This window comes from Anaerocolumna sedimenticola (assembly GCF_009931695.1).
In the GTDB taxonomy this organism is placed as follows: Bacteria; Bacillota; Clostridia; order Lachnospirales; family Lachnospiraceae; genus Anaerocolumna; species Anaerocolumna sedimenticola.
On the sequence record NZ_CP048000.1, the window covers coordinates 1,369,829 to 1,386,831 of the forward strand.

General features: G+C 37.0%; 9 protein-coding genes and 2 pseudogenes. 7 read left to right on the top strand and 4 right to left on the bottom strand.

Going from position 1 to position 17,003, the window contains the following annotated elements:
- Nucleotides 1–12: 12 nt before the first annotated feature.
- From Ana3638_RS06120 to Ana3638_RS06135, 4 genes are all read right to left on the bottom strand, one after another.
- A complete protein-coding gene (locus Ana3638_RS06120; RefSeq protein WP_161837239.1) occupies nucleotides 13–294 on the bottom strand; it encodes a M56 family metallopeptidase in 282 nt (93 codons plus the stop codon).
- Between the two features lie 2 nt (nucleotides 295–296).
- A complete protein-coding gene (locus Ana3638_RS06125) occupies nucleotides 297–659 on the bottom strand; it encodes a BlaI/MecI/CopY family transcriptional regulator (protein WP_161837240.1) in 363 nt (120 codons plus the stop codon).
- Between the two features lie 293 nt (nucleotides 660–952).
- Nucleotides 953–1,222 (bottom strand): GNAT family N-acetyltransferase, encoded by a 270-nt coding sequence (locus tag Ana3638_RS06130; protein WP_161837241.1) that lies wholly within the window; start codon nucleotides 1,220–1,222, stop codon nucleotides 953–955.
- 72 nt (nucleotides 1,223–1,294) lie between these two features.
- Nucleotides 1,295–2,023: a lysophospholipid acyltransferase family protein gene (locus tag Ana3638_RS06135; RefSeq protein WP_161837242.1), complete on the bottom strand. Its 729-nt coding sequence runs from the start codon at nucleotides 2,021–2,023 to the stop codon at nucleotides 1,295–1,297.
- A gap of 335 nt (nucleotides 2,024–2,358) precedes the next feature.
- On the opposite strand from Ana3638_RS06135, the gene Ana3638_RS06140 reads away from it, so the two are divergent.
- The 7 genes and pseudogenes from Ana3638_RS06140 to Ana3638_RS06170 all read left to right on the top strand — a co-directional run bounded on the left by Ana3638_RS06140 (nucleotide 2,359) and on the right by Ana3638_RS06170 (nucleotide 16,993).
- Nucleotides 2,359–3,816 carry a nicotinate phosphoribosyltransferase gene (locus Ana3638_RS06140; RefSeq protein WP_161837243.1) on the top strand — a complete coding sequence of 486 codons (1,458 nt, stop codon included), beginning with the start codon at nucleotides 2,359–2,361 and terminating at the stop codon, nucleotides 3,814–3,816.
- A gap of 330 nt (nucleotides 3,817–4,146) precedes the next feature.
- Nucleotides 4,147–5,436 carry a M15 family metallopeptidase gene (locus tag Ana3638_RS06145; protein ID WP_202621573.1) on the top strand — a complete coding sequence of 430 codons (1,290 nt, stop codon included), beginning with the start codon at nucleotides 4,147–4,149 and terminating at the stop codon, nucleotides 5,434–5,436.
- A 675-nt stretch (nucleotides 5,437–6,111) separates the two neighbouring features.
- Nucleotides 6,112–7,785 (top strand): hypothetical protein, encoded by a 1,674-nt coding sequence (locus Ana3638_RS06150; RefSeq protein ID WP_161837244.1) that lies wholly within the window; start codon nucleotides 6,112–6,114, stop codon nucleotides 7,783–7,785.
- Between the two features lie 525 nt (nucleotides 7,786–8,310).
- A pseudogene (gene ileS, locus Ana3638_RS06155) lies at nucleotides 8,311–11,519 on the top strand (isoleucine--tRNA ligase).
- A 336-nt stretch (nucleotides 11,520–11,855) separates the two neighbouring features.
- Complete coding sequence (locus tag Ana3638_RS06160) at nucleotides 11,856–13,133, top strand: peptidoglycan-binding protein (protein WP_246240823.1); 1,278 nt, start codon at nucleotides 11,856–11,858, stop codon at nucleotides 13,131–13,133.
- A 193-nt stretch (nucleotides 13,134–13,326) separates the two neighbouring features.
- Nucleotides 13,327–15,778: pseudogene (locus tag Ana3638_RS06165) on the top strand (glycogen/starch/alpha-glucan phosphorylase).
- A gap of 264 nt (nucleotides 15,779–16,042) precedes the next feature.
- Entirely contained in the window at nucleotides 16,043–16,993 is a 951-nt protein-coding gene (locus Ana3638_RS06170; RefSeq protein ID WP_161837245.1) for an AAA family ATPase, read from the top strand.
- Nucleotides 16,994–17,003: the final 10 nt, after the last annotated feature.

Consider the following 17,003-nt stretch of genomic DNA (forward strand, 5'->3'; position numbering starts at 1 on the left):
GTATACCTGTAGTTATTCCCTGGGGCTCGTATATTCTGCCCTTTCGGGTATATATTTCAGTGCCGCCCTGCCACCTCTTAGCGCTGTTGTCATATCAAAGGGTTTTGTTTGAAAAATGCTGAATACCGAGGTAAAGGATACCGGACAAATCAGGCGGAATAATACGACAGACCACAGCAGATAGGAGTACTTTTTCGGTGCCTTTTTTAAAAGGAAACGGATAAGTAGTACCGCCAGGATCACATAGCCTGCTGTTATACTCATATTGAATATATTTAAAAACAATGTTTCCATGTTTATCCCTCCTTGTGTTCGTCTATCAGGCGTTTAAGCTCCTCGGCTTCTTTTTCAGAAATGGTTTTACCGTTTAGGAACGAGGTGAGAAAATGGGGAAGAGAACCTTCAAAAGCCTGATCTACAAACCGTTCGCTCTCAAAAGTCTGTACCCGTTCTTTCGGAATAATGCTGCTTACTATGGTAGCTTCATTTTTTAATAATCCCCTTTCACACATCTTCCGCAGTACGGTGTAGGTAGTGGGCTTTTTCCAGCCGAGCTTTTCTTTGCACAATTCCACAAGGCGGCCCGATGCCACCGGTTCGTTTTCCCATACAACCAGCATAAAACGGTAGTCACTTTCACAAAGTTTTAGACTTTCCATGTGGATATATACCTCCCTCCATGGTTTATAATTATAAACCATATTATAAGTTTATAATTATAAACCAGAATTGTCAATAGAAATATGTCACCGCTTACACCTAGGGATAGCGTCAATTTTACTCTCACATTTACGCGAGAAAAACTTTACCCTAAGGTACTATACAGTTTGTCTTACCGATTTTTATAGAAATTTTCAAAACAATAAAAAATACGTCCAACTTGCACAAAGGCAAATTGGACGTAATATATATAGGCAGTTTCCAGTAATCAGTGACAGGTTAATCAAATATATCAATGAGTACAATAATAATTCATGGCTGACTGTAATTCGAATCCACAGGAGGTATAAAGGTTAAGAGCAGTATTATTTTTGCATGCGACATCAAGTTCTATATCATAAAAATTATTTTGATGGCACATACGTATAGCAGCAAGCAAAGCAGCTCTTCCATAGCCCTTCCCTCTGAAATCCGGCAAAATACCAAACCCAAAGATATACGCAGAACTATCTGTATACTCGATGCAGATTTTACCGATTATTTTTTCATTTAATTCTACCATTTTTTCTTTAAAGAGCTAAAAACCTTAAATTCAGTATAATTAGTGCTAAAAATTTTTACCTTCCAGAGCTGATTACACAAGCCCGGCATTTCTATTCAAGGTTTCACGGATAATATTCTGCACATAGGAACCGATAAATTTACGGTTTTCCTTATCCAAATCGCCGGGATATACCGGTTTGCCAAATTCTATAATTACATGAGCTCTTTTTATCCATGGAATATGATTTTCAAATATGCTATCTGTATTATTAATGGATACAGGGATAATAGCACACCCTGTTTTTTCAGCCATTTTAAGGCTTCCTTCCTTAAAAGGAAGCATTTCGGTTTTCTGGCTTCTTGTACCTTCCGGAGAGATAAAGATGGAATAACCTTTCTTAATTAATTCCACTCCCTCTAAAATAGTCTTAAGGCCTTCCCTGACATTGTCCCGGTCTAAAAATAAGCAGTTTAAAAAGCGCATCCACAAGCTGATAAAGGGAATATGAGACATTTCCTTTTTGGCAACAAATCCGGTCAGGTTCGGCACGGAAGTATAGCCGATCAAAATATCAAAATAGCTGCGGTGATTTGAAACATATAAAACAGCTTCATCTTTAGGAATATTCTCAACACCGATTACGGTTTTTTTAATACCGCATAGAAATAATATAATTCGAAAGGCGGATACCACTATGCTTTGCGATGATTTAACTTTTAAATGCGGATTGATTTTTCCTATAATTATTTCTAAAATAAAAAGAGGTATACTAATAATAAAAAATATAAGTAAAAACAGTGCTGTAATTATGGTTTTCATAAAACCCTCCCAATTTCTTATGATTCGTTAATACAAAACTGCCTGAATTACAAATAATATGTGTAACAGTTCTTTTTTGCTTTATATATTATACCACAGCCTTGTAAAAAATACGAAGTATTTTTGTAAGCAGTATAAATGAAAATAATGTTTTTATCACTTTAAGCACTTAATCTCAAATATAAGTTGCTTACGAAATTCTTAACTATTATTAAATATTTTGCGATTGGTTGTACTATTCGGATAATGTGTTATAATGGAAAGGATAAAAAACACTCATGGAAAGTAAGGGTTAGAAAACCTGAATGAGCTGCCTGGAAACAAAGGAGTAAACAATGGGAAATGAAAATTTAACTTTATTAACCGATTTTTATGAATTAACGATGATGCAGGGCTATTATAAAAATAATAGTAATGATACGGTAATTTTTGATGTTTTTTACCGTAACAACCCATCCGGCAGCGGATATGCCATATGTGCGGGGCTGGAGCAGGTTATCGAATATATAAAGAGCATTCATTTCAGTAAAGAGGATATCGCATATTTAAGAAGTTTAAATATGTTTGACGAAGATTTTTTAAACTATCTTACCGATTTTAAATTTACAGGAGATATCCATGGGGTTCCGGAGGGAACGGTTGTATTTCCTATGGAGCCGTTATTAAAAGTAATAGCGCCGATTATGGAGGCTCAATTAATAGAGACAGCAGTTTTGAATATTATTAACCACCAAAGCCTGATTGCCACAAAAGCCTCCCGGGTATGTTATGCTGCCAAAGGGGAACCTGTTATGGAATTTGGTTTAAGACGTGCCCAGGGACCGGATGCAGGAACCTATGGGGCCAGAGCAGCGGTAATTGGTGGGTGTAATGGTACAAGCAATGTACTTGCCGCTAAAAAATTTGATGTACCGGCTTTAGGAACTCATGCCCATAGCTGGATTATGAGCTTTGATGATGAAATTACGGCATTTCGCGAATATGCAGCACTATATCCGAATAATGCCACGCTGTTAGTGGACACTTATGATACTTTAAGATCCGGGGTTCCCAATGCAATTAAAGTATTTACGGAATTAAGAGACGCCGGGAACATGCCGAAGAGATACGGTATCCGCTTAGACAGCGGTGATTTGGCATACCTGTCAAAGAAAGCAAGAAAGATGTTGGATGCAGCCGGTTTTAAAGAAGCTTCTATCGTAGCTTCCAGTGATTTGGATGAATACCTTATAGACTCCCTTAAAACACAGGGGGCTGCTATTAATTCCTGGGGTGTCGGTACGAATCTGATAACTTCCAAGGATTGCCCTGCTTTCGGAGGTGTATACAAGTTAGCGGCAATTAAAAAGGACGGTAAGTTTATTCCTAAGATTAAACTTTCTGAGAATCCGTGGAAAATTACTAATCCGGGCAATAAGACCGTTTACCGTATCTATGATAAAGAGACCGGTAAAATTAAAGCAGATCTGATTTCCATGGCGGATGAGAAATATTCTGAGGATAATCCCCTGAAATTGTTCGATCCATTAGCAACCTGGAAAAAGACTTATTTGAAAGCGGGTACTTATACTTTAAGAGAGATTCTAAAACCTATATTTAAAGATGGAAAATGTATTTATAAGTCTCCGTCGGTTATGGAAATCCGGGAATATTGTCTAAAAGAACAGGATACTTTATGGGATGAAACAAGAAGACTTGTTAATCCTCATGACGTATATGTGGACTTGTCTAATGAATTATACCAGTTAAAAAATCAACTATTAGATAATATCAATATTAATAATCTAAACTGAAATTAATTTTAATAAATTAATTTCAGCGCTTAGATAACAGCACTTAGATAACAGCACTTAGATAACAGCGCTTAGATAACATATATCATTACTTATATTTATTTTAAAATATTATAAACTTATCCAGATATACCAATTTTAACGGTATTTATTCAGATAATTTATAATTTTTAATTTTTGTGTCGTTTTATTTAATGAAAATGTGCATTTTGTCTAAAAATATGTTATAATATTGATGACTACCTGGGCAGGTATCGTAGATATAAAAGTTAGTACTTTGTAAATGTCAGGTTATTTATGCTTGATAGCAGTTAAAAAATGGGAGCAAGTATGTTAAATAAAAAAAAGAAACGTATGATTAAGAGGAATTTAAAAAGGGTAGCTATTGTGGGTGTACCATTCGCCATATTGTGCACGATTACCTATGCATCCATAACATCACTATCCCATGCAGGTGAGTCCACCTATGCCTTTGAACATTACTATGATGATCCATCATATTCCGGAAGCGGTTCGGAATATGATAATATAAATAAAGCAACAGGAGATTCGGGAGTGGGTAACAGTAAAGACGAAGCCCTGGAAGTAATCACCAATCATGATAATGTGGTGATGGATACCAATCCGGAAAGTATGACAGTTTTAGTCAATAAGGAATTGCGATTGCCTTCTGATTACATACCTGGAGATTTAGTTGTTCCGGATGTCAGTTTTTCGTTCAGTTATTATGATGAAAAGAAACTTATGAGGCAGGAAGCTGCGGATGCCTTAGAGAAGCTTTTTGATGGAGGCAAAGCACAGAATATAATATTAAACGGGGTATCTGCCTACCGTTCTTATCAAAGACAATATGATATCTTTACGGATAATGTCAAGAAACAGGGGTTAGAGCATACCACCAAATATTCCGCAACACCGGGATACAGTGAACATCAAACCGGACTTGCCATTGATGTATCAGCGGATTCAGTAAATAATAGATTGGATGAGACCTTTGGAGATTCAACAGAAGGTAAGTGGCTGGCGGAAAATGCTCATTTATATGGATTTATCATCCGTTATCCGGAAGATAAAACAGAAATAACCGGTTATTCTTATGAGCCCTGGCATATTCGTTATGTTGGAAAACCATTGGCAAAATATATATACGAGAATAACCTTTGTTTAGAAGAATATTTTAATTTTGAACCAAGCATGGATTATTCCGATCAGATCAGCTATGATAATCTTGTGGATTACGGAATTGATTTGGCAGATGTATTGGAACCAACCAAGGCACCTACCAGAGTACCGACTCAGGCACCGACGAAAGAACCCGATAAAAATACGGAAGAAGATAAAGATACGGAAGATGATACAAAGGATACAAAAGATGATTCTATGAAAGAACCTACGGGTAAACCATCCGGCGGTAAAGGTGATGAAGATACTTCCGGTGAAACGAAAGATGCAAACGATGGCGATGACGGAAATGTAACGCCAACGAAACCTCCGAAAGGACATGGAAGTACTCCGTCTGTAACACCGACACCTACGGAAACCATAACCCCAACACCGGATCCGGACGAAGAAATAACACCTCCTCCGTCTGATATGACAACGGACGAAGAAACGCCGTAACGATATTTTTTATACTTAAACTAAGCTTAGGGTGTCGAAAGCCATACAAATAATTGACGAACCATAATTTAAAATTAACCACACCCTAATCAAAATATTATATATTTATATAAAAAAGAGGCAGTTATTAATCTTAATACTTATTTTGCATTTGGAATAATCTAATATTCATCTGCAAGAATGTATTTTAAGAATTTAATAACGGCCTTTTTCTTTTGGTTATTTATTATACTCTGTACACTAAAAAGAGGAAAAGGCTGGGAAGGTAAGAATTGATATCCTTTGGTAGATTGTCACTAAAGTGACAGCGTGACAGCACTAGAGTCTGGCAAGCCAACTCTTTCCTGTCAGGAAAAGTTGACTGTAATAAATTATCTGCAGTTAGGCAGTATCGATTATTGACGAAAATAGTAAAATTTGTTATGATTAGAGAAATAGAAATAATTGTTAGTTCCTATAATATAATTTATCGGAAGAAGTTTTTTGTTTTCCCATAAAAGCGGTGCTTTTTGGCTGTGCATAAGGCTACTGGAACGGATATTTTGCTCCTATAAATTTTTATCAGAAGCTGGTTTTCTAATTTCTGATAAAAGGTGTGGATTTGCATCGTGCATCCGATTATAGGAATGGTTTTTTATTCCTAAAATATAATTATAAAAAAAGCGGAGGATTATCATGTCAGATTGTCAAAAAAATATCAAACACTCTACAAACGATTTACTAAGTACAAATGATACAAAATTAATTAAAGTACAGCAAAGGAGCAGAGAAAGCTCCTATAACAAAGCAACTTTCCGTTGTTTAGCGAGGGTTTTTGGGACAGCTATGTTAACGGCCGCTCTTTTGGTTTTATCCTTTGTTGCACCTACAGCGGTTAAAGCGAATGCTGAGACAACCGAAACAACCGTGACTTCTGCGGATTATTACCAGAGTGCTGAAAAAGCAAACTTAGAGAAACAAATCGATGCCATAACCCAGTATTATGGACTTTGCCTTGACAATTACAAGAATGCAAAAAATGGAATTGGTTCAGAAGTTACGGTAAAAGCCGATATCGATCCCAGCATAGTTTCATCTATGGGATTGGAAGGTCTTAATAGTGTAAAAGCAGCCATTAAGTCCATGCAAACGGATAAAAAAGCAAAATCTGAAATTTCTCTTTTTACGAATGACAAGGAATTTACAAAATTAGATGTATATGTAGATATTAATAAAGAATTAGAGTATATCTTAATTCCTGAATTAAGCAAAGCTTATCTTAAATTATCTATGAATCCAGCAAACGGGGTATCTAATCAGACTCCGATGCCTTTTACTACAAAAGAACTTATGGATCTGTTATATAACAATCCACTTTCCGAAGAATCATTAAATAAGCTGTTAGTTAAATACACATCTATTTTAGTAGAAGATTTAAATGACGTAAGTGTAATCAATGATAATGTTACTGCATCCGGAATCAATGAAGTTGCAACAAAAGCAGCTGTACAAATTACCAAAAAAACGCAGTTAGACATTGCTGAAAAAGTTTTAAAGACAGCGAAATCCGATACAGAACTGGCTGATTTATATGTAAAATTTAAACTTGGTACAAAACAAGATTATACCAATGTCATAAATGCAGCCTTAGTACAAATTACAGATGAAAAATCCAAAGCTGATACTGAGGACAAAGTGCTGGTAATGAATGTCTGGGTGAATGCAGACGGAAATATTATTGCCCGTAATTTTACCTATGATACGGAACCGGGAACATCTTTCTTAGGTTATGTATCTGCTAAAAAAGATTCCGAGATAGGTTTTGAAGCATGGTATACTCCAAATAACGATGAAAAGTATGCAATAGATGGAAGATTAAAAGAAGAAGGAAAAGCAGTAACCGGAGATATTCAATTAGCTCTAAATGATGGTACTTCACCTGTGCCGGATAAGTTCCTTATCAAATTAGATAACTTTTCATATACCAGTGACAGTTACACCAGCTATATGAACGGTAAATTCACAATAACAGGAAATCTCTTATCAGGTATGAGTATCGCTGTGGACTGTACCGGTAAAGATAAGAGACAGACCATGAAAATGGATTTTGCACAATATGAAAAGAATCAGGTATCAGTTTTGATAGACTCTAAGATAATTGATTATAAAGATTTTAAATTACCGGATAAATCAGCAAAAATCTATGATATGGAAACCCAAATGGAAGATTATATGGCCAGTACCGATATTCAGAAGTTTTTAAAGGGTATTAACAAAAAAATAGACGTAAAAGGAATTAATGCTATTATTGACCAGATGTTATATCCTTCCATGCAGATGGAGCAGAATCAACTGGATATGAAAAATTAGGATTGACATTTAAAAAATAATATACTATTATAAAAAATAATAAATTTTATAATTAGTATAAAAACTATGACGGAGAGAGTAAGAATCCAATTTAGCGAAAGTGAAAGCGAGTCGGGGATAGTGAAAGCCTGATACCGGTAGCAGATTTCTGAAAATCACTCCCAAGTTGTAAGCTGAAAGTTTATTTTTTATGAACAAAGTAAGCCGAGCCGGTTTCCACCGTTATATGGAAGCATATTATATTCTGTTTTGGCGGATACTTTTACCAAATGGAATCGTATGTAAATAGGTGGTACAATGAAGCACATATGCTCTCATCCTGTTTATGGATGGGAGCTTTTTTATTAAATAGGAATTTCTCAAAATTTTCTATTTATAAAAAAGCCCGGTTTGCGGGATGCGCATGAAAATGCAAATGGATAATGTCCATTGTAAGATTGTCACTGAAGTGACAGTGCGTCAACGCCGGAGTCTGGCAAGCCAGACTCTTTGTTCTTTGTTAGTAACTATAAAGGAGGAAATAAAATGTACGATAAAGTGTCTACAAATCTTAACTTTGTGGAAAGAGAAAAAGAAGTACTGAAGTTTTGGAAAAATAATAAGATATTCGAAAAAACCATTGAAGAAAGAAAAAACGGCAAAAACTATACTTTCTATGACGGCCCCCGACGGCGAATGGAAAACCTCATATCGGACACGTATTAACCAGGGTAATTAAGGATATTATTCCGAGATACCGTACTATGAAGGGATATAATGTACTGCGTAAAGCAGGCTGGGATACCCACGGACTTCCGGTGGAACTGGAAGTAGAGAAAAAATTAGGTTTAGATGGTAAAGAACAAATCGAAGAATACGGACTGGAACCATTTATTCATGAATGTAAAGAAAGTGTATGGAAATATAAGGGTATGTGGGAAGATTTCTCAGGTACCGTTGGTTACTGGGCTGATATGGAGAACCCATATGTAACTTATGATAATGATTTTATTGAATCTGAATGGTGGGCATTAAAACAGATCTGGGAAAAAGGATTATTATACAAAGGTTTTAAAATCGTACCATATTGTCCAAGATGCGGAACCCCGCTTTCCAGCCACGAAGTAGCACAAGGTTATAAAGATGTTAAGGAAAAATCCGTAATAGCTAAATTTAAGATAAAAGGTACCGAAAATGAATATATCTTAGCCTGGACCACTACACCCTGGACACTGCCGTCAAACGTGGCACTTTGTGTGAATCCGAATGAATCTTATGTAAAGGTTTCTGTAGAACTGAATGCCAAAGGTGATATTATTAAAGAAACCAGCGAAGGAGAAGATAAAGTATCCGTTAAAACTGAGAAATATATTTTAGCAGAAGCACTGCTTTCCGTTATTGATGGTATCTATATCATAGAAGAAACTTATATCGGAACCGATTTGGAATATAAGGAATATGAGCCTTTATTTCATTATGCTACACCGGATAAGAAAGCTTATTATGTAACCTGTGATAATTACGTTACGTTAACCGATGGTACCGGTGTGGTTCATATTGCACCTGCATTTGGTGAAGATGATGCTAACGTAGGACGTAAATATGATCTTCCTTTTGTACAATTAGTGGATGCGAAAGGTGAAATGAAACCGGAGGTTACTGACTTTGCCGGTATGTTCTGTAAAAAAGCAGATGAGGGTATTATAAAGAAATTGGCCCAGACCGGTTTACTATTTAAAACCTTAAAGTTTGAGCACAGCTATCCATTCTGCTGGAGATGTGATACACCGCTTATTTATTATGCAAGGGAATCCTGGTTCATTAAGATGACAGAGGTAAAGGAACACCTTATTGCCAATAATAATACCATTAACTGGATGCCCGAAAGCATCGGACAGGGACGTTTCGGTGACTGGTTAAAGAATGTTCAGGACTGGGGTATCAGCCGTGACCGTTACTGGGGTACTCCTCTTAATATCTGGGAATGCGAAGACGGACACAGACATGCCATCGGCAGTATAGAAGAGTTAAAGTCCATGTCGGATAATTGTCCGGAGAATATTGAATTACACAGACCTTTTATTGATAACGTAACTATTAAATGTCCGGAATGCGGCAAGGAAATGCGCCGTGTGAAACCGGTTATTGACTGCTGGTTTGACTCTGGTTCCATGCCGTTTGCCCAGTGGCACTATCCATTTGAAAATAAAGAAATGTTCCAGAATAATTTTCCGGCTGACTTTATCAGTGAGGCGGTTGACCAGACCAGAGGATGGTTCTACTCCTTACTTGCTATATCAACCTTAATCTTTGATAAGGCACCATTTAAAAATGTTATCGTACTTGGTCATGTTCAGGATGAAAACGGTCAGAAGATGTCTAAATCCAAAGGAAATGCGGTAGATCCTTTTGATGCACTTTCCGAACACGGTGCAGATGCCATCCGTTGGTACTTCTACATTAACAGTGCCCTCTGGCTTCCAAACCGTTTCCACAACGGAGCCGTTACGGAAGGCCAGAGAAAATTCATGGGTACTTTCTGGAATACCTATGCATTTTTTGTACTGTATGCTAATATTGACGGATTTGATGCGACCAAATATTCCTTAGAATATGATAAGTTAACCGTAATGGATAAATGGCTCTTATCCAAATTAAACACCGTTATTAAAACCGTGGATGAAAATCTGGAGAATTACCGCATCACAGAAGCTGCCAGAATCCTGGATGATTTTGTAGATGAAATGAGTAACTGGTATGTAAGAAGAAGCAGGGAACGTTTCTGGGCAAAAGGGATGGAGCAGGATAAGATTAATGCTTATATGACTCTTTACACGGCACTTGTTACCCTTGCTAAGGTTTCAGCACCTTTTATTCCCTATATGACAGAAGATATTTACCGCAACCTGGTGGTTAATATTGATAAATCAGCGTCGGAAAGTATCCATTTATGTGAATATCCTGCTTACAAACAGGAATATATCGATAAAGAACTTGAGAAAAATATGGAAGCTGTATTGGATATTGTTGTACTAGGCCGTGCCTGCCGTAATGCAGCTAACATCAAAAACAGGCAGCCAATCGGTATGATGTATGTTAAATCGGAGGATACCTATGCGGATGCAGCTGGAAATAAAGTTTTAGGGTTACCGGATTTCTATAAGGAAATCATAGAAGAAGAACTGAATGTAAAAGAGGTAACCTTTACGGATGATGTAAGAAACTTTACTTCTTACAGCTTTAAACCCCAGTTAAAAACGTTAGGACCTAAATTCGGTAAACAGATCGGACAGATCCGTCAGATTTTATCTGAACTGGATGGCAATAAGGCTATGGATGAGATTAATGCAACCGGAGGCCTGAAAGTAACCTTAGACGGATCAGAAGCTTTGCTTGAAAAGGAAGATCTGTTAATTGAAGCAGCACAGACGGAGGGTTATGTATCCGATTCTGATTCAGGTATTACCGTAGTACTGGATACAAAACTTACCAATGAGCTCATCGAAGAGGGATTTGTAAGAGAAATTATCAGTAAAATCCAGACGATGAGAAAAGATGCCGGCTTTGAAGTTATGGATCACATTAAAGTATATCAAACCGGAAATGATACTATTAAAGCTATCTTTGAAAGAAATTCAGAAGAAATTAAAGCAGAAGTATTGGCCGAAGAGCTTATCCTTGGTGAGACTGACGGGTTCATAAAAGATTGGAATATTAATGGAGAAAATGTAACCCTTGGTGTGGTAAAATTATAGAATAAAAACTTAGGGGTTGTTGTAAAATTCTTAATACAACGACTTGCAGGAGGATATTATCAATCTATTCCGAAAGCAAGTTTAGTTGTTTTAAGATTTGCAGCAACCCTTTTTTCTGTTTCATAGGTAAGTTCTATGAGACAAAAATTCCCCGGAGGATGCAGGAATACAAAAGACAGATGTCAACGTCATGGCTGCATTCGGCGACCAAAGCGGTCAAACCTCTTCGTAGTCTAAATCAGCTTCGCTACTATCTTCTTATTAGTTATCTTTTCTTGAAATTAAGCATATATAACTATAAATATATACTTAAACCGGACTATGTATGGAGGTTAGATGACGAAAAGGAATAAAATTATATATCCAACACAAATGGGTGTTAGAAATATAGGGGTAATGCTAATTCAAGTGGTTAGTGAATTAAATGCCCATCCGATAGAAGGCGCTGTTATCCAGATATTTAACAAAAGAGAGCCTGCTACTGTTATAGAGAGTCTTATTACGGACATATCGGGAAGAACTCCGGAAGTCGAATTAAGTGCACCTCCGGTTGAATACAGCCTTGAGCCGGCACAATTACAGCCCTATACAGAATATATCATAGTTGTGACAGCGGAGGGATATCAAACTGTAGTGATAAATAGTGCTCATGTTTTGCCGCTTATAAAATCCATACAACCTGTTAAAATGCCTCCTTTGGTTTCGGGAGGTAATAACATGATTGTAATCACGATTGACCCAAATTATTTGGCGGGTACCTATACGCCAAAGGTTTATGAAGATGAAGTAAAAGAATATGCAGAAGGTGATAATGCAAAACCGGTGGTGATACCGGAATTTATTACCGTCCACAATGCGATACCAGGTAATATTACGGCGAGAAATTATAAAGTAGAATATGTCAGTTATATAAAAAGCGTGGTATCCAGTGTAATATATGCTACCTGGCCGGAAGAAGCAATACTCGCTTATATTTTGGTGGCAATCTCCTTTTCGCTTAACAGGATATATACAAATTGGTATCCTAACAGGGGATATAATTTTGATATAACTTCAACTGTTGCCTTTGATCAAAAATGGTTTTACGGAAGAAACATTTTTAATAATATCAGTCTGGCAGTTGATAATATATTCTTAAATTATCTATCCAGACCGGGTATTATTCAGCCGATATTAACGCAGACCTGCAGGGGTGAACTTGCAACCTGTCCTAATATGATGTCCTTATGGCAGTCAAAAAGCCTTGGTGCCAGTGGATTCTCAGCTATTGAAATATTACGTTATTTTTATGGGGATACAATCTATATAAATACATCAAATATTATTGAAGGAGTAGATATGCTTTGGCCTGGAACGGATTTAACCCTTGGTTCAACGGGGGTTGAGGTACAACATGTCCAGAATCAATTAATTATTATATCTGATGTATATAAGGCGATGACCATTCCTGAGGTAGATGGGACATATGGGCAGGCAACGGCAGCAGCGGTAAGTGACTTTCAGGAAATATTTAATTTACCTGTAAGCGGTACCGTTGATTTCGCGACCTGGTATAAGATCTCCAGGGTATACAGGAGACTTACCAGAACTTCCGGAAATGAAGAAAATATATAATAAATTAACAGATAGCTTTAAGTATATGCTATCTGTTTTTTATTTCCGCGAAAGCAAAGTGAGAATTTGCAAGCTTGCTTGCAATCATTCGATTAATTTCTTATGGCAACCACTTGTACAATATAGAGCTCCTATTATATAATGGAGGTAATATTGTAAAAAATGGAAATATATTGACGGAAGGAGAATGATTATGCCGGACTTAAATAAAGAAGAATTTAAGAAAGATGTGGAGGGTTATGTAAAACTACTTTATCGCAAGTCCTTACAGGAGGCTACCAAACAGCAGATTTTTCAAGGTGTAGCCTATTCTGTTAAGAATATAATTATAGGAAATTGGATGGCTACCCATAAAACCTATGAAGAGGAAGATATAAAAACCGTATATTATTTATCCATGGAATTTTTAATGGGCGGGCATTGGGTAATATCATTATTAATTTAAAAGCCGAGAAAGAAATACGGCAGGCATTGGAAGAACTGGGTTTTGATCTTAATGTAATAGAAGATGAGGAACCGGATGCCGCCCTTGGTAACGGTGGTTTAGGAAGGCTGGCAGCCTGTTTTTTAGATTCTCTGTCAACTTTGGGGTATCCTGCTTATGGCTGTGGAATCCGATACAAATACGGTATGTTTGAGCAAAAAATTGAAAATGGATTTCAGGTGGAAGTTCCGGATAACTGGTTAAGGTATGGTAATCCTTTCGAAATCAAACGCTCTGAATATGCCCAGGAAGTTAAATTCGGGGATATGTTAAAATGATTCGTGACGAACAGGGCAGAGATCGGTTCATTCAAGAGAATTATCAATCTGTTCTGGCTGTTCCCTATGATATTCCCATAATCGGATATGGCAATCATATAGTAAATACCTTAAGGATTTGGGATGCGGAAGCTATTAATACTATTAGCCTGGATTCCTTTGATAAGGGAGATTACGGGAAAGCAGTGGAGCAGGAGAATCTGGCCAGAACCATATGTGAAGTACTTTACCCTAATGACAATCATTATGCAGGGAAAGAACTCAGGTTAAAACAGCAGTATTTCTTTGTATCTGCAAGTGTTCAGAGAGCAGTAAAAAAATACATGGAAAAGCATACGGATATCAGACAGCTACCTGAAAAAGTATGTTTTCAGTTAAATGATACCCATCCGACTGTTACCACGGCAGAATTAATGCGAATCCTACTGGATGAATATTACTTAAGCTGGGAGGAAGCCTGGGAAATTACAGGTAAGGCCTGCGCTTATACCAATCATACCATTATGTCGGAAGCATTGGAGAAATGGCCCATCGATTTATTCTCCAGATTACTACCCAGAATTTATCAGATCATCGAAGAAATTAACCGGAGATTTATCAATGAAATACGTGGGATATATCCGGGAAATCAGGATAAGATAGTAAAAATGGCTGTTTTATATAACGGTCAGGTTCGAATGGCACATTTAGCTATTATATGCTCCTTTTCCGTGAACGGAGTGGCAAAGCTTCATACTGAAATACTTAAAAATCAGGAGTTAAAGGATTTTTATCAGCTGTATCCGGATAAATTTAATAACAAAACCAACGGAATTACAGCACGCCGGTTCCTGCTCCACGGAAATCCGCTTCTAGCCGAATGGGTTACAAAAAGAATCGGAAACGGATGGATAACTGATTTATCTCAAATAAACCGATTGTACCCTTATATAGAAGATGACGAATGCTTAAAAGAATTTATGGAGATAAAGTATCGTAATAAAGTCAGACTTAGTGAGTACATTAAGTTACATAATAATATTGATGTGGACCCGGATTCTATCTTCGACATCCAGGTAAAAAGACTCCATGAATATAAACGCCAGCTCTTAAATATTCTGCATATAATGCATTTATATAACCTGCTAAAGAAAAATCCCGGAATGGAATTTACAAAAAGGACCTTTGTATTCGGAGCAAAAGCATCTGCCGGCTACAGCAGGGCAAAAGCAATTATCAAGCTGATTAACAGTGTGGCTGAAGTTATCAACAGGGATGAATCCATTGAAGATAAAATAAAGGTTGTATTTATTGAAAACTACAGAGTATCAAATGCAGAGTTAATCTTTGCTGCAGCAGATGTATCAGAACAGATCTCCACTGCAAGTAAGGAAGCATCCGGTACCGGCAATATGAAATTTATGCTTAACGGTGCTCTGACCCTTGGAACCATGGATGGTGCCAATATTGAAATTGTGGAAGAGGTCGGTTCCGAAAATGCCTTTATTTTTGGCTTATCTGCTTCAGAAGTAATTGCATACGAGCTGAACGGAAGTTATAATCCAAGGGACATTTATGATACGGATGAGGATATCAGACTGGTGGTGGACCAATTGGTAAATGGAATGTATTCAGGAGAGGATAAGGAACTCTTCCGTGAAATCTATCATTCCTTATTAGAAGCAAAAGGTGGAGATAGAGCGGATCAGTATTTCATTCTAAAGGATTTCAGGTCCTATGAAGAAGCTCAGAAAAGAGTTGAAATGGCGTATGGCAATAAAAATAAGTGGGCAAAAGCTGCCTTATTAAATACAGCGCGTTGCGGCAAATTTTCATCAGACAGGACCATAGAAGAATATGTCCGGGATATCTGGAAGTTAAAAAAGGTAAGAATAACGGTATAAAAATATAAAGGTGCATAAGCTGTGATAAAAACTCCTGTAACTGTAATCAGTTAAGAAGTTTGAATATCACAGCTTTTTTGTATCCTGGTAAAACCAATTTAACTGAACATATACCGGACCTAAGTGGAAGTAATTGACAAATGGTTGTGAAGTGGTATGATAATATTATAACAAACCCTAAAAAGAGAAATCCCAGGGCAAAGAACGGGCTTAGAAAAAGAGAAGGTGTATGTTATAAAAAAGTAAATTTTATTGGGAGGTTATATGCAAAACCAAAATGTAATCGGGGATATTGTAAAGAATATTGAAAAAGTTGTTGTGGGTAAAACAGAGGTAATTGAATTTGCTATGATAACCTTACTGGCAGAAGGTCACCTCTTATTAGAAGACGTTCCCGGTGTTGGGAAAACAACGTTGGCTAATGCTATTTCTAAATCCATTCATTGCGGATTTAACCGGATTCAGTTTACACCGGATACACTACCCAGTGATATTACAGGTGTATCAGTTTATAACATGCAGACGGGAAAATTTGAATTCACTCCCGGTGCGATCATGAATCATATTATTTTAGCAGATGAAGTTAACCGTACTTCACCTAAAACCCAGGCCAGTCTTTTAGAAGCCATGGAAGAAAAACAAATCAGCGTGGATGGTAAGACATATCCGTTACCCGATCCTTTTATGGTAATTGCAACCCAGAACCCCATTGATTATCTGGGTACTTATAATCTCCCGGAGGCACAGCTTGACCGTTTTCTTATGAAATTATCCATCGGTTACCCAAGTATACCGGACGAAAAACGTATGGCAGATTATTATATCAGGAGGAGTCCGTTAAAATCCCTGGAACCTGTTACGGACGGAAAAACCATAGCTGCCATGCAGGAAGAAGTTAAAAACGTAAAAATACATAAAGATTTAATTTCTTATATTATTGAGATAATGGATGGTACAAGGAATGACACAAATATAACCCTTGGTGCCAGTCCAAGGGCGACTCTGGCACTTATCCGTGCCTCCCAGGCTGCTGCTTATTATTCTGGAAGAGATTATTGTATACCGGATGATATTTTAAAGGTAATTCACCCGGTTATCAGGCATAGGTTGATTTTATCTCCGGAAGCCAGACTGAATAAACAAACTTCTGAAAAAGTATTAGCTAAAATTATTGCTAAATTCCGTGTCCCTATACTTCCCGCTTTGAATCAGTAATAAAAACCGG

Coding starts and splice junctions, on each gene's coding strand:
- Ana3638_RS06120 (WP_161837239.1), bottom strand. CDS start 294: ATGGAAACATTGTTTTTAAATATATTCAATATGAGTATAACAGCAGGC.
- Ana3638_RS06125 (WP_161837240.1), bottom strand. CDS start 659: ATGGAAAGTCTAAAACTTTGTGAAAGTGACTACCGTTTTATGCTGGTT.
- Ana3638_RS06130 (WP_161837241.1), bottom strand. CDS start 1,222: ATGGTAGAATTAAATGAAAAAATAATCGGTAAAATCTGCATCGAGTAT.
- Ana3638_RS06135 (WP_161837242.1), bottom strand. CDS start 2,023: ATGAAAACCATAATTACAGCACTGTTTTTACTTATATTTTTTATTATT.
- Ana3638_RS06140 (WP_161837243.1), top strand. CDS start 2,359: ATGGGAAATGAAAATTTAACTTTATTAACCGATTTTTATGAATTAACG.
- Ana3638_RS06145 (WP_202621573.1), top strand. CDS start 4,147: ATGTTAAATAAAAAAAAGAAACGTATGATTAAGAGGAATTTAAAAAGG.
- Ana3638_RS06150 (WP_161837244.1), top strand. CDS start 6,112: ATGTCAGATTGTCAAAAAAATATCAAACACTCTACAAACGATTTACTA.
- Ana3638_RS06160 (WP_246240823.1), top strand. CDS start 11,856: ATGACGAAAAGGAATAAAATTATATATCCAACACAAATGGGTGTTAGA.
- Ana3638_RS06170 (WP_161837245.1), top strand. CDS start 16,043: ATGCAAAACCAAAATGTAATCGGGGATATTGTAAAGAATATTGAAAAA.